General features: G+C 65.3%; 18 protein-coding genes and 2 pseudogenes. 6 read left to right on the top strand and 14 right to left on the bottom strand.

Annotated elements, in window-relative coordinates; translation table 11 throughout:
- Positions 1-261 precede the first annotated feature (261 nt).
- The 4 genes and pseudogenes from ACNJYB_RS32935 to ACNJYB_RS32920 all read right to left on the bottom strand — a co-directional run bounded on the left by ACNJYB_RS32935 (position 262) and on the right by ACNJYB_RS32920 (position 3,516).
- The gene (locus ACNJYB_RS32935; protein WP_439370690.1) at positions 262-888 is read right to left on the bottom strand and encodes an HAD family hydrolase; all 627 of its coding nucleotides are present in this window, start codon (positions 886-888) and stop codon (positions 262-264) included.
- A 142-nt stretch (positions 889-1,030) separates the two neighbouring features.
- Positions 1,031-1,414: pseudogene (locus tag ACNJYB_RS32930) on the bottom strand (diguanylate cyclase domain-containing protein); the annotation flags it as partial.
- Between the two features lie 410 nt (positions 1,415-1,824).
- On the bottom strand, positions 1,825-2,046 hold the full coding sequence (locus ACNJYB_RS32925; protein ID WP_439370688.1) for a dodecin: 222 nt from the start codon (positions 2,044-2,046) through the stop codon (positions 1,825-1,827).
- A 204-nt stretch (positions 2,047-2,250) separates the two neighbouring features.
- A complete protein-coding gene (locus ACNJYB_RS32920; protein WP_439370686.1) occupies positions 2,251-3,516 on the bottom strand; it encodes a glycosyltransferase family 87 protein in 1,266 nt (421 codons plus the stop codon).
- 262 nt (positions 3,517-3,778) lie between these two features.
- On the opposite strand from ACNJYB_RS32920, the gene ACNJYB_RS32915 reads away from it, so the two are divergent.
- Positions 3,779-4,780, top strand: coding sequence for a glycoside hydrolase family 16 protein (locus ACNJYB_RS32915; RefSeq protein ID WP_439375703.1), 1,002 nt, complete (start codon positions 3,779-3,781; stop codon positions 4,778-4,780).
- A 2-nt stretch (positions 4,781-4,782) separates the two neighbouring features.
- Positions 4,783-6,237 (top strand): GH1 family beta-glucosidase, encoded by a 1,455-nt coding sequence (locus ACNJYB_RS32910; RefSeq protein ID WP_439370684.1) that lies wholly within the window; start codon positions 4,783-4,785, stop codon positions 6,235-6,237.
- Positions 6,238-6,246: 9 nt separating this feature from the next.
- Here ACNJYB_RS32910 and ACNJYB_RS32905 read toward each other — a convergent pair whose 3' ends face one another.
- The 5 genes and pseudogenes from ACNJYB_RS32905 to ACNJYB_RS32885 form a co-directional block, all read right to left on the bottom strand.
- Positions 6,247-6,804 carry an HNH endonuclease gene (locus tag ACNJYB_RS32905; RefSeq protein WP_008543309.1) on the bottom strand — a complete coding sequence of 186 codons (558 nt, stop codon included), beginning with the start codon at positions 6,802-6,804 and terminating at the stop codon, positions 6,247-6,249.
- A gap of 202 nt (positions 6,805-7,006) precedes the next feature.
- A pseudogene (locus tag ACNJYB_RS32900) lies at positions 7,007-7,761 on the bottom strand (hypothetical protein).
- A 132-nt stretch (positions 7,762-7,893) separates the two neighbouring features.
- Entirely contained in the window at positions 7,894-9,669 is a 1,776-nt protein-coding gene (locus ACNJYB_RS32895) for a flavin-containing monooxygenase (protein WP_439370683.1), read from the bottom strand.
- Between the two features lie 400 nt (positions 9,670-10,069).
- Positions 10,070-10,696: a hypothetical protein gene (locus ACNJYB_RS32890; protein ID WP_439370682.1), complete on the bottom strand. Its 627-nt coding sequence runs from the start codon at positions 10,694-10,696 to the stop codon at positions 10,070-10,072.
- 14 nt (positions 10,697-10,710) lie between these two features.
- Positions 10,711-11,031 (bottom strand): hypothetical protein, encoded by a 321-nt coding sequence (locus ACNJYB_RS32885; RefSeq protein WP_439370680.1) that lies wholly within the window; start codon positions 11,029-11,031, stop codon positions 10,711-10,713.
- A gap of 190 nt (positions 11,032-11,221) precedes the next feature.
- Here ACNJYB_RS32885 and ACNJYB_RS32880 point away from each other — a divergent pair, with 190 nt between their 5' ends.
- A complete protein-coding gene (locus ACNJYB_RS32880) occupies positions 11,222-11,530 on the top strand; it encodes a hypothetical protein (RefSeq protein ID WP_439370679.1) in 309 nt (102 codons plus the stop codon).
- On the opposite strand, the gene ACNJYB_RS32875 is transcribed toward ACNJYB_RS32880, so the two are convergent.
- Genes ACNJYB_RS32875 through ACNJYB_RS32865 form a run of 3 tightly spaced genes read right to left on the bottom strand, consistent with a single transcriptional unit; the run spans position 11,515 to position 15,241 of the window.
- Positions 11,515-13,023 (bottom strand): acyl-CoA synthetase, encoded by a 1,509-nt coding sequence (locus ACNJYB_RS32875; protein ID WP_439370678.1) that lies wholly within the window; start codon positions 13,021-13,023, stop codon positions 11,515-11,517. The two genes, ACNJYB_RS32880 and ACNJYB_RS32875, sit on opposite strands and share 16 nt — an antisense overlap.
- 24 nt (positions 13,024-13,047) lie before the next feature.
- Positions 13,048-14,232, bottom strand: coding sequence for an ABC transporter substrate-binding protein (locus ACNJYB_RS32870; protein ID WP_439370676.1), 1,185 nt, complete (start codon positions 14,230-14,232; stop codon positions 13,048-13,050).
- Between the two features lie 34 nt (positions 14,233-14,266).
- The gene (locus tag ACNJYB_RS32865) at positions 14,267-15,241 is read right to left on the bottom strand and encodes an NAD(P)H-dependent flavin oxidoreductase (RefSeq protein WP_439370675.1); all 975 of its coding nucleotides are present in this window, start codon (positions 15,239-15,241) and stop codon (positions 14,267-14,269) included.
- 177 nt (positions 15,242-15,418) lie between these two features.
- Here ACNJYB_RS32865 and ACNJYB_RS32860 point away from each other — a divergent pair, with 177 nt between their 5' ends.
- On the top strand, positions 15,419-16,306 hold the full coding sequence (locus tag ACNJYB_RS32860) for a LysR family transcriptional regulator (RefSeq protein WP_439370674.1): 888 nt from the start codon (positions 15,419-15,421) through the stop codon (positions 16,304-16,306).
- A gap of 57 nt (positions 16,307-16,363) precedes the next feature.
- On the opposite strand, the gene ACNJYB_RS32855 is transcribed toward ACNJYB_RS32860, so the two are convergent.
- Positions 16,364-17,014 carry a DNA-3-methyladenine glycosylase family protein gene (locus tag ACNJYB_RS32855; protein WP_439370672.1) on the bottom strand — a complete coding sequence of 217 codons (651 nt, stop codon included), beginning with the start codon at positions 17,012-17,014 and terminating at the stop codon, positions 16,364-16,366.
- A gap of 127 nt (positions 17,015-17,141) precedes the next feature.
- Between ACNJYB_RS32855 and gluQRS the strand changes: the two genes are divergently transcribed.
- Both gluQRS and ACNJYB_RS32845 read left to right on the top strand, forming a co-directional pair.
- Complete coding sequence (gluQRS, locus tag ACNJYB_RS32850) at positions 17,142-18,011, top strand: tRNA glutamyl-Q(34) synthetase GluQRS (protein ID WP_439370671.1); 870 nt, start codon at positions 17,142-17,144, stop codon at positions 18,009-18,011.
- Positions 18,012-18,115: 104 nt separating this feature from the next.
- Entirely contained in the window at positions 18,116-19,387 is a 1,272-nt protein-coding gene (locus ACNJYB_RS32845) for an ATP-binding protein (RefSeq protein ID WP_439370669.1), read from the top strand.
- Here the strand turns inward: ACNJYB_RS32845 and ACNJYB_RS32840 are convergent.
- Positions 19,314-20,207: a YihY/virulence factor BrkB family protein gene (locus ACNJYB_RS32840; protein ID WP_439370668.1), complete on the bottom strand. Its 894-nt coding sequence runs from the start codon at positions 20,205-20,207 to the stop codon at positions 19,314-19,316. The two genes, ACNJYB_RS32845 and ACNJYB_RS32840, sit on opposite strands and share 74 nt — an antisense overlap.
- Positions 20,208-20,267 lie beyond the last annotated feature (60 nt).

Raw genomic sequence — 20,267 nt, 5'->3', positions numbered from 1 at the left:
CGCTTCTTCCCTGAAGGAGGCCCCGAATGCTGACACCCTTCAACAGGCCGTACTGGGAACAGAGCGCCCGTGACTGGACGATGAGGCTTGGCGCGCTCATGCCCCAACCGCGGAAAAAGCCCGCTGAGCCCAAACCACAGCGGCCCCCGTGGCGGCACTTCGACGACACCCATCATTGGGACTCGACCGCGGAGGAATGGGTCCCCAACCACGACAGGTGATCGCGCCGGGGCCGAGCCTGCCTGGACGCCTTCACCGACGTTATGTTCGTCCTTGAAGCAGGCCATATTCCGAGAGGGCCTGCCTGAAGGCCTCCACCGACGTGTGGTGATGCGCGAATAGCCCCGCCTCGCGCGCGCCGGCGACATTGGCCATGAGATCGTCGACGAACAGGACGTTCTGCGGCATCACGTTGAGCTCGGACAGGCACAGACGATAGCAGCGCGGGTCCGGTTTCGCCGTCTTGAACCGGGCCGAGGCGTAGATCCTCGAGCCGAACAGCGGACGCAGATCGGGCAGCAGCGTGTCGAGATGGTCGGTGACCAGCGTGGTGTTGTTGGTCAGCACCGCAACATCGACGGTCTCGCGCATGCGGCGGACGATCTCCAGCATCGCGGAACTCGCCTGCATCGAACGGCGCCGCGCCTCCACCCACTCATCGAGCGACAGCGGATGGCCCATGCGCTCGCCGAAGCCTCGCAGATAGTCCGCAGCATCGAGCGCGCCGGAATCGCCGAGCGCCTCGAAGCCGCTGTCCCAGATCGCCTCGTGGACGAACGCGCTGGTCGTTCCCGCCAGCTCTGCCAGGCAGGCGACGCGCTTTGCCCTGTCATAGTCGCAGAGCACATTGTCCATGTCGAACAGGACGAGCTTGATTCCGTCGGTCACAACAGCACTCTTGGATTGGCCGAAAACATCCGGCCGCGATCGCAGTCATATCGCGCCAAAGTACAGAGTGCAAACCCGAGACTCTCTACGGTTGTGGTGCGCGCCGCAGCGCTCGCTACGCCTGGTGAGCGGTCCGATCCCGTCACGCGGTCTTCGCACGCCAGGGGACGACCTGTCCCGACATCACCAGCCGGTCACGGCCGCTGTCCTTGGCGGCGTAGAGCGCGCGGTCGGCAGCCGCGACCAGCGTGCTGGAGTCCGCCGTGGTCTCCGATGGGAGGCTTGCCGCGCCGCCCAAGCTGACGGTCACCAGGCGAGAGGGCGGGTCTTGCACATGCAGCATGGCGAGATCGTGCAGCGCCTTTCGAATCGCTTGGGCGACCTCGGCGCAGCCGTCCGGGCCGGTGTTCGGCAACAACAGGGCGAATTCCTCGCCGCCGTAGCGGGCGGCGAGATCGGCGGGACGCCTGGCGTGGGCGGATAGAATCCGGCTCAGCGCGCGAAGGCACCCGTCGCCCGCCAGATGTGAGACCAGCCCGACCAGGATCGTATCGGCGAGCTCGAACGTGTCGTCGGCGTGCTGAATCAGCGAATGCGCGAGATTGGCCATGTCGACCTCGGCGTTCCTGAGATCGGCATTCCGCGTCTCCCATTCGCGCCAGGCGCTCAAGCCGAGGATCGTCACGCAAATCAGCACCACGAAACCCGCCGCCCAGAGCGGAAGGCGCGTCGTGCCGAGTTCGCGGCTCGTGACCATCAGGCTTGCTCCAAATCGGAGCAAGCCTCTCATTTTCGACTTAACGGCCTGTTGCAATATCCGCGATGATCGTGCGCGGTCCGTATTCAACCAGATCGGGTCGATAGGTCTTGATCGACTCTCGCCAGTAGATGTTAACCATGCCGCTGCGGCGAGACGGCTTTGCCGACGTCGGCCCGTCATCCCTCCAGCGTAAATCCGACCCGCAGCGTCACCTGGTAGTGCCGCACCGCGTTGTTCTCGATGTGGCCGCGCGTCTGCACCACCTCGAACCATTTCATCTCGCGGACGGTCTTGGCGGCGCGGCCGATGGCGTTCTTGATCGCATCCTCGATCGAGGTCTCGGATGATCCGACCAGTTCCAGGATCTTGTAGACGTGGTCATTTTCGGCTGTAGGCATGAGGCGTCTCCCCTTGGGCTGTGGCGGGGCCCGATACCGCTCCCGCGGTTATCGGCGTCGGGCCTCCCTGTGAACGGGCACCCGGGCGGCGGGTTCCGTGCCCGGCGATGGCCAGCATGCACCGGTCGAGGCGTAGCTGCCAGTGTCCGCCTGCTGAGAGCTACCATGGATTCGGCGCGACATTGGCGTTTCAGCGCGCCTGAATTATTCCGCCGGCTGAGGTACTGCGGCCACAGGCTGCGTTGCCCGCCATAGGAGCCGCAGCAACAGGGCCAGCAGCGCCATCATCGCGAAGCCCCCGATGGATGGCGCGAGCTTGTCCTCCATTCCGGTCAGATCCGCATCACTGCCGAACTGCGCGGCGAGCCGCGCTGATTGCAGCATTCCGTAGGCGCCGGCAAGCAGGATCAGTCCGTAGACGAAACCGCGCTCTCGCGCATTCGCCATTTGCGTGAGGTCAGGAAGTATCAAGGCGAGGCCGATCCCGATGATCGGCAAGTCATAGTCATAGGCGTAGGGACTGATCATCACCGAGACGAGGGTGGCGACACCGATCGTAAACGCAGGCGACGCCCTGCGTGTTGTTCCGAGCCAGACAGCAAGCGCGACTGCAAACAGGGCAAGGCTCGCGGCAGCCGCCTGCGCCCAAAAGGCAATACTCGAGGGCAGGCCGGCCCGGCCGAGCGCGGCGTAGGTCGAGACCATGCGGAACAGTGGATAAAAACCGCGATCGAGGAAGATCGCCGATTCCCTGATTGCGCCGAGCCATGCGGTCCAGATCTGCCATCCGAACATCAACGTGCAGGCGAGCGAGCTCGCGAGTACGACTGTCGTAGCAGTGGCAAGCGCCGTCCAACGCCGCGTCGCAAGCATGTAGAAGCCCGCGGCGATGGCCAGATGCGGTTTGATCACCATCGCGCCCAGCGCAAGACCGGCCATGACCTGGCGCCGCTCGACATTGAGGCAGACGATACCGATCAAGGTGCCCGTGAGAAAGCCATTCTGTCCGCAGCCGACCGTGATCGCGAGCGCGGGAAACATGACGACCAGGACATGCGCAAAATTCTTGTCAGCAATCGTACGAAGCGTGAGCAGATAGCTCGTCAGTGTCACCGTGACGAACAGCAGATAGGCGATACCCTCCGGCAGAAGTGCAAATGGCGCCAACAGCAGGTCGAAATGCGGCGGATAAGTCCAGGGCATGAAGCTGGTCGAACCGGTAAATGCCTGCTGAAGCTTGATCAGGGTCTCGAACCGGTAAGCCAGATCGACTTGACCGTGCCAGATCTCTCGCGCGACGATGTAGAAGGCGTCGAAATCGGACAGTTCGTGGACCTGCCAGACGATCCAGTGACCGAACCTGAACGTCTTGAACAGAACCATCACCGCCAGCGCCGCGAGCACGAAGCGGACGTAGATTGTCCGCTTCGACGGCGAGGATTGGACCGCTTCAAGCGTCTCGGCAAACATCAGCGACGACCCCGGATCTGAGCGATCCGCGGCCTGGCAGGCAGGTCTGCGGATCGCGGCCAGATTGCCACCAGAGGTTTAATACACCGTAACGACTATCGCAGGATTCGCTGGCAATGCGTTGTTTGCAGTTCGTCGGGGGCCCCGGCTTTGCAAGCGGTACCCCGTTTTCTTAATCGCCCGCCGGAGCGGCGTGCCCTTACTTGCGCGCCGAAATACAGAGGCGTTAACCTTTCTCGCCTGACATCTTCGAAGTCAAATGATGATCGACCGTTGGACGAAGGGCGCTCTGGTCGCGATCGGCCTGTCGGCCGTGCCGGTGCCTGCCGTCGCGCAGGACGATCCAGATGATGCGCCCGGCACGATGTCGCTGCAAGTCACCACCGATCCCTCCACGATCGAGTGCCGCAGGCTGGAGAGCGTCAATCCCACCTCGCTCGCGTTCCTGATGCTGCGCCGGACCTTCAACGACGATTTCAACGAGCACCCGCTCGCGACGGGGCGCTGGGTGCCGCATTATGCCGGCGGCGCGGCGTGGCCGGAGGCACGCTACTGGGGCGGCGACGGCTCCGACTTCAAGCGCAAGACCAGCGCCAATGGCGAGCAGCAGATCTATGTCGATCCGCGTTATGCCGGCCGCGGAGCGGCGCCGCTCGGGCTCGATCCGTTCAGGGTCAAGGACGGCGTGCTCTCCATTGTCGCCAGCCGCACGCCGCCGGACTTGAAGTCGGTTCTGTTCAACAACGAGTACATTTCCGGGATCCTGACCACCCAGGGCACGTTCGCGCAGAAGCACGGCTATTTCGAAATTCGCGCTAAAATCCCGGTCGGCCATGCGGTGTGGCCGGCCTTCTGGATGCTGGCGGACGACGGCGGCTGGCCGCCCGAGGTCGACGTGCTGGAAGGCCGCGGCGAGCGGCCGGGCGATCTCGTCATGACCACGCATTGGCGGATTCCGTCGACCCAGAAGATCCAGTCCTGCGGCTTCGACTTCGCGGTCGGCGATGCGTCGAGCAGCTTCCACAATTACGGTGTGCTGTGGGCGGAGGATCGTCTGGTCTATTTCATCGACCGTCGGCCGGTGTCCGACATCAACGTGCCGATCGGTTTCGACGATCCCATGTACATGATTGTGAACCTGGCGATCGGATCGAAATTCTTTGTTGGCGTAGGGCCGGTCGACGCAGAATCGCCGCCGAGCGTGGCCTTCGAGATCGACAGGATTTCCGTCTATCAGATCGATATGGAGCAGGCGCGGAGATAGCGATGTCCGGAAAAGTCTCGCGGCGCGAATTTGCAGGGCTTGCGGGTCTCGCCGCGCTTGGCGCCGCAATCGGCGCCAGGGCCGCGGAGACCACTGACCTCCACGCGCCCGCGCCTTTCCCGAAGGATTTCCTGTGGGGCACGGCGACCTCGTCCTACCAGATCGAAGGCGCCGTCAACGAGGACGGACGCGGCAAATCGATCTGGGACATCTTCAGCCACACGCCCGGCAAGATCGAGGACGGCTCGACCGGTGACCGCGCCAACGAGCACTATCATCGCTACAAGGAGGACGTCGCGCTGATCAAGGCGCTTGGCGTCAAGGCCTATCGCTTCTCCATCGCCTGGCCGCGCGTGTTCCCGGATGGATCGGGCCAGCCCAATCCGAAGGGCCTCGACTTCTACAACCGCCTCGTCGACGAGCTGCTCGCGAGCGGCATCGAGCCCTGCGCCACGCTCTATCACTGGGACCTGCCGCAGGCGCTGCAGGACCGCGTCGGCGGCTGGCAGTCGAGCGATACCGCGAAGGCCTTCGCCGATTACGCGACCTATGTTGCCGAGCGCCTGACCGATCGCGTCAGGACCGTCTTCACCGTCAACGAGGTCGGGCGCTTCGTGAATTTCGGCTATGGCTGGGGCATCGACGCGCCGGGCCTGAAGCTGCCGGCCGCGCAGCTCAACCAGGCCCGCCATCACGTCGCGCTGGCGCATGGGCTCGCCGTACAGGCGATCCGCGCCTCGGCGCGGGCCGGCACGAGAATTGGCGCAGCCGAGAACATCGCCGCCTGCGTGCCGGCGATCGCGACGCCGGACAACATCCGCGCCGCCGAGATCGCGACGCGCGAGCTCAATGCGGGATTCCTCGGCGTGGTGCTGGAGGGAAAGTACACCGACGGCTTCCTCGCCTACGCCGGCGCGAACGCGCCGAAATTCACCGCGGAGGAATTGAAGATCATCGGCACACCGAACGATTTCGTCGGCCTCAACATCTACGCGCCGCAGTTCTACGTCACCGCCTCCGACCGCGCGCCGGGCTTCCATGTGCTGCCCTTCCCGACCTCGTTCCCGCACATGAATTCGGAATGGCTGCGGATCGGCCCCGAGGTGATCTACTGGGCCCCCCGCCTTGCCGCAAAAATCTGGAACATCGAGGCGATCTACGTCAGCGAGAACGGCACCTCGTCCGAGGACAGGATCGCCGCCGACGGCCAGGTCTACGACCTCGACCGCATCATGTTCCTGCGCAACTATTTGACCCAGATGCAGCGCGCGATCACGGAAGGCGTGCCGATCCGCGGCTATTTCCTCTGGAGCCTGATGGACAACTTTGAATGGATCTTCGGCTACGGGAAACGGTTCGGCCTTTATCGGGTCGACTTCGAGACCCAGGCGAGGCTGCCGAAGCTGAGCGCGGCGTTCTATCGCGACGTGGTGGCGCGGAATGCGATCGGGGTGTGAAACCAGACGCTACGGATCCAGCTCCGTATCCCAGTACAGATAGTCCAGCCAGCTGTCGTGCAGATAGTTCGGCGGGAACAGGCGGCCGTTACGGTGGAGCTGGTGCACGGTCGGCGCGAACGCGCTCTGGCGCGGAAACATTTTTGCCTGCGCCGGGGTGAGATTGCCCTTGCGCAGGTTACACGGCGAGCATGCCGCGACCACGTTCTCCCAGGTGGTCTGGCCGCCTTTGCTGCGCGGGATGATGTGATCGAATGTGAGGTCTTCGGGCGAGCCGCAATATTGGCAGGCGAAACGATCGCGCAGGAAGACGTTGAACCGGGTGAAGGCAGGATGGGTGGTCGGCTTGACGAAGGATTTGAGCGAGACGACGCTCGGTAACTGCATTTCCAGGGTGGGACTTCGAACCGCCTGATCGTAATGGGCGACGATGTTGACGCGGTCGAGGAACACCGCCTTGATCGCGTCCTGCCACGACCACAGAGACAGTGGGTAGTAACTCAGCGGCCGGAAGTCCGCATTCAGCACCAACACCGGCCAACTGCCTTGCGAGACATGTGCGTTCAAGTAACGCTCCCGGCCTCCAATGTACGCTGCGAAGCAGCATGTGTTGACATACTACATGCAGCGTGACGGGATTGTGAAGCCCGTCGAGAGACTTATTCAGCCGTGGCCAATGCGGCGCCTCGGTGGCGAAGCGCCCAAAAACGCCGTGATTCGGTGAGGGGCGGGCGAGGCGGGCCCGGAACCGCAGGGCGGTCGCCGTGCCTCATTCCAGCACCCGCTCCAGTTTCTGCAGGCACCGCGTCGCACGTACCACGGCCGGCGTTTCCTCGTCCGGAAAGCTCGTCTTCCAGTTGGTGACGCCGACCTCGCCGACATAGATGTCGCCCCTCGAATCCAGCGTGATGCCGTGCGGCGCCAGGAACTTGCCGCTGGCAACGCCCGGACCTTCCTCGCCGCCGAGACGAGCGATGCGTTTGCCCTGCGCATCGACGATCGACAGCCGCGGACCGAGATTGAGCACATTGCGGTTGATGTCGAGGCCGGGGCCGAGCTCGCCGATGACGAAGGTCGGGCGCTTGGCCCCACCGCAGCAGCACAGTGCGCAGGGGCGGTGAAGGTTGTTCCACTGCGTCTCGTACTTGCCTTCGCCGTCGAACACCTGCACGCGATGGTTCTCGCGGTCGGCGACGTAGACCCAACCGTCGGCATCGGTGGCGATGTTGTGTACGATGTTGAACTGACCGGGATCGGTGCCCGGCTCGCCCCAGCTCTTGATCAGCCTGCCGTCGGGCGTGAACTTGTGCACGCGCGCATTGCCATAGCCGTCGGACACGTAGATCTCGCCCTTCGGTGACAATGCCCCACCATCGGATGGACGCCGCGGTTGAAGACGTAGATCCGGTCCTTGCTGTCGACGGCGACGGAGGCGACGTCGGTCAGCTGCCAGCCGTCGGGCAGCTTCGCGAAATTTTCGACGACGCGGTAGCGGTGCTCGCCGCTGCCGAGAATGGCTGGCATGGGTGGTCCTTCCTCTCGCTGTCTCTGTCGTGCTCGACTGCATCCGCGTCGTCATTGCGGGCGCAGCGAAGCAATCCAGACTCCCTCCGCGCGGACAGCCTGATTGCTTCGCCGCGCCCGCAATGACGCGGCTCAAGTTGCACTCACCTCGCGCCCCAACATCCCTTCCTCGATCGCCTTGATCTGCAGCCCGAGATATTTCGAGTTGATGCGGCACTGCGCGAGGCTGCCGGCGATGAACCAGAGGCCGGGTTGCCCGGTCCGCGCATACATGTTGCGCAGCTCGAAGCCGTCGCCAAAACCCCAGATCGGGCCGACGCGGTCGGCCACGGCGTCGCCGAACAATTTCCGCACCAGGTATTCCTGCGGCTTGTAGCCGGTGGAGAGCACGATGAGATCGGCCGCGATGTTCGTGCCGTCCTTCATTCGTGCGCCTTCGGCCGAGAAGCTCTCGATGTCGGAGAACTGCCTAAGGCTGATCTTGCCCTCGACGATCAGGTTGGAGCAGCCGACGTTGAAATAATAGCCGCCGCCACGGGTGAGGTATTTGAACTGCCAGCCGGTGCCGGCCTCGCCGAAGTCGAGTTTGAAGCCGACGCCGGCAAGGCCGTCGAGCAGCTCCCTGTCGAGCTGCTTCGACTGCTCGGTCAGCATCACATGCGTCTTCCTGGCGAGCGGCGTCGGCATCGAGGCCGCGATCAGATCGTTGTCCTCGAGCGTGCCCTCATTGTAGGTGGCGTAAGCGAGCTGCGCCGACGGCTCGATATTGGTGACCAGCGTCGGCGAGCGCTGCACCAGCGTCACCTCTGCGCCGCTGGAATGAAGATCTTGCGCGATATCGTGGCCGCTGTTGCCGGTGCCAATGACGATGGCGCGCTTGCCTGTCCAGTTCTCGCCGTCCTCGTAGCGGCTGGAATGCACCAGCGTGCCCCTGAAATTCTCGAGGGTCGGAATGTCTGGAATGTTGGCGATGCCGCTGACCCCGGTCGCCATGATCACATGGCGCGGACGCATGGTGCGGCTGCTGCCGTCGGCGCGGCGCAGCGTGACGGTCCAGCGGCCCCTGGCTTCGTCATAGGCTCCACCCTCGAACTCGGTGCCGGTCCAGAAATTCAGCTCCATGGCATCGACATAGGCTTCGAACCAGTTGGCGAGCTTGTCCTTGGGGATATAGACCGGCCAGTTCGGCGGAAACGGCATATAGGGCAGGTGATTCACCTGCACCTGGTTGTGCAGGGTGAGCGCGTGATAGCGCTTGCGCCAATTGTCTCCGATCCGCATCCCGCGGTCGACGATCAGGGTATCGACCTTCAGCTGCTTCAGCCGCGCCGCAATCGCGAGCCCCGCCTGGCCGCCGCCAACCACCAACACGGCCGGATCGCGATCGGAATAGTCGCGCGATGCGTTGCGCTGGTCGAGCCAGTTCGGCCCGCGGAAATCGCGTGAATAGGCCTGGCCGCGCGGGCGCGAGGTGCCGAGCTGCTCCTCAAAACCCTTCAATTCGTCGAGGGCGGTGAGCAGCGTCCATGCTTTCAGGCGGTCGCCGTCGGCGGCATCAGGGACGAGTCGCATGATGCCGCTGCCGCGGCCGATCGCGGTCTCGAAGTTGAAGATGGCCTCGATGGTGTTCGTGCCGGCGCGCGTCACCCAGCGTGGCGGCGCGCGGTTCGGGGCGATCTTGAAATTCGTCGGCGCCGCCTTGGGCGCGCGCGCCGCCAGCTCCTGCGCGACGGAATCGCGACCCGCGACCGTCTGCAGGTTCCAGCTCAGCGCCAGCACATCGCGCCAGAAACATTCGGCGACGAGCAGGCGGTCGAGCGCTTCGCGATCAGGCTTGCCCAGCGAATGCTCGAACTCGTCCAGCCAGGCCTGTGCGGCGACGGAAATATCCTTCGTCCTGTCCAGCATGCGCGACCTCATGGCCGTCTTCGCGGCGTTTCCTCTGAGCATGATCCGGACCGGGAGGGCCGCGCAGCGCAAAGTTTGCGGCGGTTCCGAAGAGATCATGCTCCGCTTATAGAGGTCAAAGGCTATACCGGTTCTCGGGTCGTCGAAAGCGCCTTACCCGAGCAGCGAGAGCATATGGCCCTGCTCCGGCGGAATGCGGCCGCAGCAGCGTGTCGAGATAGACCTGCCGTACCGCCCGCGGCTCTTCTTGCGGTCAAGCTCGCCCCAAGATCGGCGCGAAGCCGACCCAAGCCGCGAAGGCGCTGCTCTGCGGCGGGGTATTCGCACAATGGAAAGGCTCCACCTTGTGGAGCCTTTCTTGCGAGTTGAGTTGCCGTTCGGCCTGAAGGTGGCAAGCCAACTATCTTCGGGTGCCCGCGCCATACAGCTCGCGCTCACGGCCGACATCGTCGGGCGACAGCGGCGGGCTGGCGGCATCGAAGCCGGTCCAGCCGGTCTTTTGCCAGGCAGCGCTCCGATCCTGCAGGTTCACCGACCTCTCGTGCAGAAGGGCATCGAGACGCGCGCGGTCCTGATCGGGGACCTTCGCCGACACCAGCGTTCCGCCCCTGCGGACGCCCTCGGCGTAGCGGGACGCATCGTCCTTGGACACGCCGGCTTGGGTCAGCGCGCCGACGATGCCGCCCGTTGCAGCGCCGGCCGCGGCACCCGCCGCGGTCGATGCCAGCCAGCCGGCAGCGACGACCGGTCCGAGTCCGGGAATAGCCAGCAGCCCGAGCCCCGCAAGCAGGCCCGCCGCGCCTCCGAGGCCGGCGCCAACGCCGGCGCCAGTGCCCGCACCTTCGGCGCGATCGTCGACGCCGTCGCGGTCGCGATCGACCTTGCGGGTCGAGTTGCCGTACCAATTGTCGGAGTTGTTGGCGACGATGCTGATGTCGGAGTGCGGCACGCCGGCGGCCTCGAGCCGGGTGACTGCACGTTCCGCATCCGAATAGTTGTCATAGAGTCTGGAAATGGTGGTGGTCATGTTGCGTCCTCCGCTTATCTGGTCGGGTTCACGTTGCCCTGGAAGTCCACGCTGACGTCGGTCTTGGTTCCCGCCTTGTCGGCCTTGCCGCGCCAGACGCCATCATTGTCCTTCTGCAGGCCGGAGACATTGGAATAGCCGGCTGCTTCGATCTTCGACTTCGCCTGGCCTTCGGTGAAGCTGTTGCGGCCCGCGACGGGGGCGTTCGAGTTGTTCTGATCGGCACTGTTGATCGCGTTGTTGCCCGGCCCGCTTTGCGCGGGTTGCGATTGTGCGCTGATGGGCACTGATCCGAGCAGCAGGAGTGCTGCGGCGAGCATGGGTAGGCGTGACATTATTGTCCTCCGACAGTTGATTATGCCGGGCGACAACAGATGAGCTTCCGATTGGTTGCTCCGCGGTCGCGATCAAAGCGCGCACCCAGCGTGACGTGCATGATGATCACGCGCCAGGACCGCGCGCAGGAACAATTGCCGGTATTTCCCGTTGAAGCGTCTCCAATACCGGGACGCGCTGCCAATTCAGATGCCTATCATTCGCTATTTCTTGTTCGTCGGCAGCTTGCTTGTCGCGCTGCTGTTCCTGGCCGATTTTCTTTTTCCCGCGCCGCCGGAACGTAGCGCCGGCATCGATGTGGACAGAAGCATCATTCGGATTCATTCGGCGCGTGTATTACCCGAGCGGATTGTATTCGACACGTCCGCGGCGCCAGTCCACCCGCGTGAAGCGAGCTCTCGTGAGGCGAAGAACGAGACCGCAACCGTAGCGAAGCGGGCCGCACACATCGCGTCAATCGCCGACCAGGTGCGAGTTCCCAGTCAAGCCGCCCAATAAGGATCCCGCAGCTTGCGCTTGAAGATCTTTCCCGTTGCCTCGCGCGGCAGCGCATCGCGGAATTCGACCTCCTTCGGCACCTTGAAGTTGGCGAGCCGCTCGCGCAGGAACGACTGAACTGCGGCGGCCGAGAGGTCGGCGCCGGGCTCCGGCTCGACGAAGGCGCACGGCCGCTCGCCAAATTCGGCGTCGGGGATGCCGAACACGGCGCAGTCGCGCACGCCGGGCATTGCGATCAGCACATTCTCGATCTCGGCGGGATAGATGTTGACGCCGCCCGAGATCACCATGTCGCGCTTGCGGTCGCACAGGAACAGATAGCCGTCCTCGTCGAGATAGCCGACGTCGCCGACGCTGACGAGACCATCGCGGCCGGCCTCGGCGCGGGCGTGCGCCTTGCCGTGATAGTCGAAATCGGGCACGGCCGTCTGGCGCATGTAGATCTCGCCGACCTCGTTGACGCCGCAGCGGCTGCCGTCATCGCGGAAGATCTTGACGATGCCGCCTTCGATGGCGCGGCCGACCGTCCCCGGTTTCCTCAGTGCCTCTTCGGCCGAGTGCCACACCGGGATGCCGGTCTCGGTCGAGCCGAAATATTCGTTGATGACCTGTCCCCACCAATCGATCATGGCCCGCTTCACCTCGGGCGGGCAGGGCGCGGCGCCGTGCACCACGAACCGCAGCGAGGCGAGATCGTAGCGTCGTCTCACGGCCTCGGGCAGCCGCAGCAGCCGGACGAACATGGTCGGCACCATGTGGATATGCGTGACGCGGTGGCGCTCGATCAGGGCCAGCAGCTCCTCGGCGTCGAACCGCGCCTGGAGGACGATGCTGCAGCCGCTGCGGAACGCCAGCATGCCGTAGGAGTGCGGCGCCGAGTGGTACATCGGCCCGTTGATCAGCACGACCTGGTTGTCGCGCGGCTTGATGCCATAGGCGATCGCGCCGACGCGCTCGGAGGCGGCCGCCTGTTCGGGCTCCATCGGCATCCGCCGCACGCCCTTCGGCATGCCCGTGGTCCCCGACGTGTAGATCATCGCCGTGGCACGGCGAGGCGGGGCCCGATGTTCCGGATGGCCGTCGCGCCAGCGGTCCCAATCGGTCAGTCCCGCCGGGGCTTGGGTCAGCTCGGGCAGAACGGCGAAGGTCGCGGCGAGTTCGGGCGGTGTCGCGACGACGAGCAGGCGGACATCCTCGGGCAGGCCGGCCCGGATCTGCGGCAGCAGATCGGCATGACAGACCAGGATCGTCGCGCCGCTGTCGGTCAGGATGTAGCGGACCTCCTCGGCCTTGAGATGCCAGTTGATCGGCACCACCGGGCTGCCGAGCGCGGCGGAGGCCGCGACCACCTCGAAGAGCGCAAAGTCGTTGCGCAGCATCATGGCGATCGGAGCGCCTTCGGCCAGGCCAAGGGAGCGGAGCCCGCTCGCCGCGCGCCGGATGCGGGCGTGGATCTCGTCGTAGCCGATCCGGCGTTCACCGCTGATGATCATGGCGTGTCCTCACCCTGTTCCGGTTTAGCGATCATCGAGCACATCGCCGAACCCGACCCAGCTCTTGCCGTTGAAGCGGCGGAGCTGCAGCTGCTGGAACGGCAGATAGTCATCGGGGCCGGTGGTGACGGACATGCCCGGCAGCAGCAGCGGCAGCTTCACCTCCTTGAGCGAAGCGGCCTGGCGCATGATGTTGTCGCGGCTGAAATCATCCTTGCATGCCGTCAGCACCCTCATCAGCAGCGTCGCATAGTGGTAGCCGGCCGCGTAGTTGGAGTTGGAGAGGTCCGCAGTCGGCATGTATTGCTTCATGAAGGCGAAGTATTCCTTCACGCCGGGATCGCTGGCCCATTGCGGGTCCATCGTGTCCTTCTGGTTGCTCGACGAGATCAGGCCGACCGCGTTGTCGAGCCCGGCCGGCTCGAGGAATGAGATCGAGGAGGCCGAGGTCGGCACGAAGAACAGCTCGGGCTTCCAGCCGATCTCGGCGACGCCCTTGATCATCTGCGAGGTGAACTTGCCGAGCACGACGCCGAACAGCACGTCGGCACCCGACGCCTTCAGGGTCGAGAGCTGCGAGCTGATCGTCGGTGCGCTGGTCTCGTAGGTCTGCTCCGCCACGATCATGCTGGCGCCTTTCTCGCCGAGCGCGCGCTTGAAACCGGCGACATAATCGCGGCCGAAATCGTCGTTCTGGGACAGGATGGCGATCTTCGCGCTGGGCCTGGTGCGCAGCACGTGCTTGGCATAGACCACGCCCTCGGATTCGTAGGCGGCCATGCCGGGCATGGTCCACGGATATTTCTGCGGATCGGCCCATTTGGTCGCGCCCGAGAGCACGAACAGCTGCGGCACCTTCTTGCCGTTGAGGTAGCGCTGCACGGCGCTGTTGGTGGCGGTGCCGAGCGAGCCGAACATCATCAGCACCTCGTCCTGCTCGACCAGCTTGCGGGTCTGCTCGACGGTCTTGGGCGGCGAGTAGGCGTCGTCGAGCGTGATGAACTTGACCTTGCGGCCGTTGATGCCGCCCTCGGCATTGACCTTCTCGAAGAACGCCTCCTGCGTTCGCCCGATAGCGCCGAAGCCGGAAGCCGGGCCGCTATAGGGCAGCGTCTGTCCGATGCGGATCTCGTTGCTGCCTTCGGCGCGGGCGGTTCCGGTCGCGAGCGTCAGCAATGACAGGCCGATGAGGGCGGCTGCCAGCTTCATGATGTCCTCCCGTTGTTCTTGTCAGTCAGAAACGTCAGGCACTGGCGCGCATCAGGAAATCCTGCCGGGCCCGGTCGAATTCGCCCTTCAGCCGGTCGACCAGCTCGGCGACCGGCGGCGCGTCTGTGATCTGGCCGATGCCCTGGCCCGATCCCCAGATGTCGCGCCACGCCTTGGATTTCATGTTGCCGCCGGAGCCGAAATTCATCTTCGATTTGTCGGCGGGGGGAAGATTGTCCGGATCGAGGCCGGCGGCGGCGATCGAGGGACCCAGATAATTGCCGTGCACGCCGGTGAACAGGTTGGTGTAGACGATGTCGTGCGCGGCGTGCTGCGTCAGCGCCGACTTGTAGGCTTCGTCGGCATTGGCTTCCTGCGTCGCGATGAAGCGCGTGCCCATATAGGCGAGGTCGGCGCCCAGCGTCAGCGCGGACGCAACGCCAAAACCGTCGCTGATCGCGCCCGACAGCAGGATCGCGCCATCGAACCATTGCTTGACCTCGCGCACCAGCGCGAAGGGCGACAGCGTGCCGGCATGTCCGCCCGCGCCGGCGCAGACCAGGATCAGGCCGTCGACGCCCTGCTCGGCGGCCTTGCGCGCATGCTTGACGTTGATGACGTCGTGGAACACCAGCCCGCCATAGGAATGCGCGGCCTCGACGATCTCCGCCGGCGGCCGCAGCGAGGTGATGATGATGGGCGCCTTGTGCTTCACGCAGGTTTCCATGTCCTTCATCAACCGGTCGTTGGAGGAATGGCAGATCTGGTTGACGGCGTAGGGCGCCACCTTCTTGCCGGGATTGCGCGACTTGTATTCGCCGAGCTCGTGCTCGATCCGGCTCAGCCACTCCTCGAGCTTCTCGACCGGACGGGCATTGAGCGCGGGAAACGAGCCGACGATGCCCGCCTTGCACTGGGCGATCACCAGCTCCGGTCCGGAGACGATGAAGAGCGGCGAGCCGACGACGGGCAGCTCCAGATTGTTCTTGAGCAAGGCGGGGAGTGCCATCCGATCCTCCTGGCGACGCGCGTCAACGGCCTGCGGGCCGATTGTGAGCGCTTCCATGTCGATTTGTCGCCGGCGGAGTGTCCTGCCTGGCGGTTTGACCGCACTATAGGGTTGGACAGCGGGGGCGGATCGTTCAATATTGAACAAGCAGGTATTCATGTTTGAACGGAGCCGCCCGTGGATTGGGACCTCTGCAAGACCTTCGTCGCGGTCGCCGACACCGGCAGCTTCACCGCCGCGGCGAAGCGTCTGCATGCGAGCCATCCGACCGTCAGCCGCAAGATCGCCGCTCTGGAGGAACAACTCGGCACAAAATTGCTGGCGCGTGCCGCGGACGGATTCGCGCTCACCGCCGACGGGCGCACGCTGCGCGAGCATGCCGAAGCGATGGCGGCCGCCGCGCTCCGGGCCGAGGCTGCGGTCGGCGCCGGCGGGCGCAAGGCGCGGGGCACGGTCAAGCTGTCGGTCGGCGCGACCCTGGCCTCGCACTGGCTGATGCCGCGGCTGCGATCCTTTCTCGCCGCGCATGATCACATCCGGCTCGAGATCATCACCCATCCGTTCCCGGCCAGCGTGCGACGCCGGGAGGCCGACGTGGTGCTGCGCCCGGTCGACAGCGGCGAGGAAAATTTGGTCGGCCGCAAGATCGGCCGGCTCGGCACCGGCTTCTACGCCTCGCGCGACTATGCCGCCGGCCGCTCCCTGCCGGAGCGCAGCGGCGAGTGGAAGGGGCACAGCGTGATCGGCTTTGCCGATCAGGATTCCAACGCGCAGCTGGCGCGCTGGAGCGATGCGATCACGCGCCAGGGCACCTTGGTGATGCGTTGCTCGTCGCAGGGCGACATGCTGGCGGCGGTACGCGCGGGGATCGGAATCTCCGCGCTGTCCTGTTTCGTCGCGGAGAGTTATCCGGACCTCGTGCGCGTCGCGCCGCAGAAGCTCGCCAGCGTTGCCGACCTCTGGTTGCTCGCCCATCCTGATCTGGTCGAGCTGTCCGCGGTGCGCGCCGTGGTCGACTTCGTGGCCGAATGCGCCCGCGCCGATCGCGAGCGGCTGCGGGGCTAGAGCATGATCCGGAAAACTGCGAAGCGGTTTCCCCGAAAGATCATGCGAAAAAAAGCTTTAGTTTCCGGCGAGCACGCCCTCGCGCTTCTTCACCGCGCGATAATAGCTCCACCACAGATGCGCAGCAGCGCCGCGCAGCGGACGCCAGGGCTCGGCGAGCGGCGCCATCTGCTTCTCCGTCGGCCGCGCCTTGAGGCCGAGCCCGATCTTGATGCCCTCCTGCACGGCCAGGTCGCCGGCCGGCCAGGCATCGCCGTGGCCGAGGCAGAACAGCAGATAGACGTCCGCCGTCCACGGCCCGATGCCGGGCAGCGAGATCAGCGTGTGATGCGCGGCGTCGGCATCTTCCTCCGCGAGCACATCGAGGTTCAGTCGCTGCGCATTGATCTCGCGCGCCAGATGCTTCAGCGTCTTGATTTTGGCGGCGGACAGGCCGAGCCGCCCCAGCCGGTCGGTGCGGGCGCGGCGCACGGCATCATGGTCGAACGGATCGAAGGCGGCGGACAGTCGCGCCCAGATCGCCGATGCGCTCGCGGTCGAAAGCTGCTGCCCGCAGACGATGTGCGCGAGCCCCGCAAAGCCCGGCTCGCGCCGCCGCAACGCCGGCATGCCCGCGATCTCGAGCACCGGCTTGAGGCGCGGATCGCGCTTGATCAATGCGTGGACGGCTTCTTCGAGGTCGGACTGGGTTTCGAGATGGATGGTCATGGGGCTCGGTAAGCTCTCTCCGGCGTCGTGGCCGGGCTTGACCCGGCCATCCATCTCCTATCGTAACAGAGTCATGGAAGATGGATTGCCGGGTCAAGCCTGGCAATGACGAGTCTTGCGAGAATTCATGCCACCCGTTTTCCGATTTGCCCCCAGCCCCAACGGCCTCCTGCATCTCGGCCACGCCTATTCCGCCCTGCTCAACTTCGATCGGGCGCTTCAGACCGGCGGGCGGCTGCTGCTGCGCATCGAGGACATCGACGCGACACGGTGCCGGCCCGAATATGAGACGGCGATCTACGAGGACCTCGCCTGGCTCGGCATTGCCTGGGAGACGCCGGTGCGGCGGCAGTCGGAGCATCTGTCCGACTATCGCGCCGCGCTCGAAAGACTCTCCGCGCTGGACCTCGTCTACCCCGCCTTCGAAAGTCGGGCCGAGATCGCAAAGCTGGTGGCGGCGCGGGAGGCCGACGGGCCGTGGCCGCGCGATCCTGACGGCGCGCCCCTGTATCCAGGCAATGCGAAGTCGCTCCCTGCCGACGAGCGGATACGGCTGATCGCCGCGGGCGCGCCTTATGCGCTCCGGCTGGACATGGCGTCCGCCTGCCGCCGCGTCGCCGGCCTGAGCTGGACCGAGCTCGGCGAGGGACCGGGGGGCGCGCGCGGCACCGTCCCGGCGCGGCCTGAGGCCTGGGGCGACGTGATCCTGGCCCGCAAGGAAACCCCGACCAGCTACCATCTGTCGGTGGTCGTCGACGACGCGCTCCAGGGCGTCAGCGAGATCGTGCGGGGGCAGGACCTGTTTCACGCAACCTCGGTCCACCGCCTGCTGCAGGTTCTGCTTGGCCTGCCGGAACCCGTTTACCGCCATCACGCGCTGATTCGCGATGGCGAGGGGCGGAAGCTGTCGAAATCCAGCCGCGCGACGGGGTTGCGGCAGTTGCGCATCGCGGGTGCCACACCTGCCAGTGTCCGTCGGCTGGTCGGATTAGATTAAGTTTCTCTGGGAGTTAGCGAAACGCTGCCGTGACTCCGAGGGTTCCGTCATGCCATTCTTGCCCGATAGTCCGGGTTCGAAGGGGACGACTTCGAAGGGGAATTATGGCGGCGAAAACGCGCGCAGTGCGCACTACGCGGACGTCCCGGCGCCCGCCTCGGAAACGGTCCGAGGCGGCGGGCCGGTCGCGCAAGCGTGCCACCAAGGCGGCCGCGCCAGATGTGGTCCAGGCGGCGCTCGCCGCCTTTGCCCACGAGGTCCGCACCCCCCTGACCGGCATTCTCGCGATCAGCGATCTGCTCGCGACCTCCGATCTCGGAGAGCGGGAGCGGCGCTGGGCTGACACCATCAAGGCTGGCGCCGAGCATCTGGCGAGCCTTGCCACGCTGTTCGTGGACGCTGCCAAAACGGGCAAGGGCGCGGGGATGGCCGGCAGCACGCTGCGGCAGGATCTGTTCGACCTGCGGGCGCTCGCGCGCAGCACCGGCGATTCGCTCGCCGGGCGCGCCGCGGCCAAGGGACTGCAGGCCCAGATCGATATTTCCGACAAGCTGCCGGGGCTGGTGGTCGGCGATCCCGTCCGCCTGCGCGCCGCGCTCGAGAACCTGATCGACAATGCCGTGAAATTCACCGAGCAGGGCGGTGTGGCGCTGGCGGTGGCGCCTTGCCATCCCGCCAACAAGGGCACAGCAAAGGGCAAGGGCAGGGTCGGCATCGCCTTCGCGGTGTCCGACAGCGGCATCGGCCTCACCATGGCCGAGATCAAGCGGCTGTTCCGCCCGTTCACCCAGGCCAATGTCACCATCGCCTCGCGTTTCGGCGGCGCCGGCCTCGGTCTGTCCTCGGTGAAGCAATTGGCGCGCGCGATGGGCGGCGACATCTCGGTCGCACCGCGCGCTGGCGGCGGCGCCACCTTCACATTGACGGTGTCGCTGGATGCGGCGGGTCCGGCCAGGTCGGGCAAATCGCAAGGCCAAGCCGAGGTGGATGCGGTCGCTGCGCTCCGCGTGCTCAGCGTCGAGGACAACCCCTTCGGCCGCGTCGTGCTCAACACGATCCTCACCGAGCTTGGCCATCATGCCGAGTTCATCGGGCGCGGCGAGGATGCCGTGAACCGGCTGGAGCAGGGCGCCTTCGATGCCGTGCTGATGGACATGGTGCTGCCTGGGATCGACGGCCTCGAGGCGATCAGGCGGATCCGCACCATGCCGGCGCCGCTGGCCCGGATCCCCATCATCGGGGTCTCCGGGCGAGGCGAGGACGAGGCGGCCTCGCGTGAAGCCGGCGCCGACGCCTTCCTGATCAAGCCTGTGTCTCCGCGGGCTCTAGCGACTGCGCTGCTTGAAGCGACACGCCGTGAGGAAGCTGCGACTTGATGATCGCGGCATTGAGCTCGCCGCCATAAACGAAGATCGCGGCGATGAAATACAGGAACACCAGCGCGATGATCACCGAGGCGAGCCCCGCATACATCGTCACGTAGTTGTTGGCGAAGCGCGCCAGATATTGTCCGAAGACGACGCCGGAGATCAGCGACGCCACGACGGTGAAGACGATGCCTGGCATGATCTGAAGGAAGCTGCGCCGTCCCGCCGGCAGCCAGGCGTGCAGGATGAACAGCGCCACCACCAGCGCGCTGATGGTGATGCCGTAGCGCAGCCAGGTGAGAATGCTTTCGTTCGATTCGACGAACAGGGGAATGTGGCGCCGCGCCGCCTCGATGATCAGCGGACCAAGCACGATCAGGAACGCCATCGCGAGGGCCGTGAACGCCGCAATGAGCGTGTAGGCGATCGATTCCAACCGCAGCCAGTACCAGCGCCGCATCTCCACCACGGCATAGGCACGGTTGAGCGCGACGCGCAGCGCCTCGACGCCGTTCGAGGCGAAATAGACCGACAGCGCCGCGCCGATGGTCAGAATGCCGGTGCGGGTGGTGGTCAGCACGTCGTGCACCTCGCCCGAGATCGAATCGGCGACCTGCTTGGGCCAGACCTGAAGCATCAGGCTGGCGGCCTGGTCGGCGAGTTCCTTGGAGCCGAAGAAGCCGGCGAGCGAGGTCAGCACGATCAGGAACGGGAACAGCGCCATCAGGGTCGACAGCGCGATATGGCTCGCGATCGCCCAGCCGTCGTCGGCCAGGAACGTGTAAAACGCATCCTCCAGCACGCAGTAGATGTAGCGGATGGCTTTCACGGCTTGCTCCGGCTTCGCCTCTCCCCGCGCGCGGGGAAAGGCCCACGCGCGGCACGCGCG

It is taken from the genome of Bradyrhizobium sp. SMVTL-02, assembly GCF_051853005.1.
Lineage (GTDB): Bacteria > Pseudomonadota > Alphaproteobacteria > Rhizobiales > Xanthobacteraceae > Bradyrhizobium.
The sequence above is the reverse complement of the archived record's forward strand: the minus strand, read 5'-3'. Positions and strand labels throughout refer to the sequence as shown.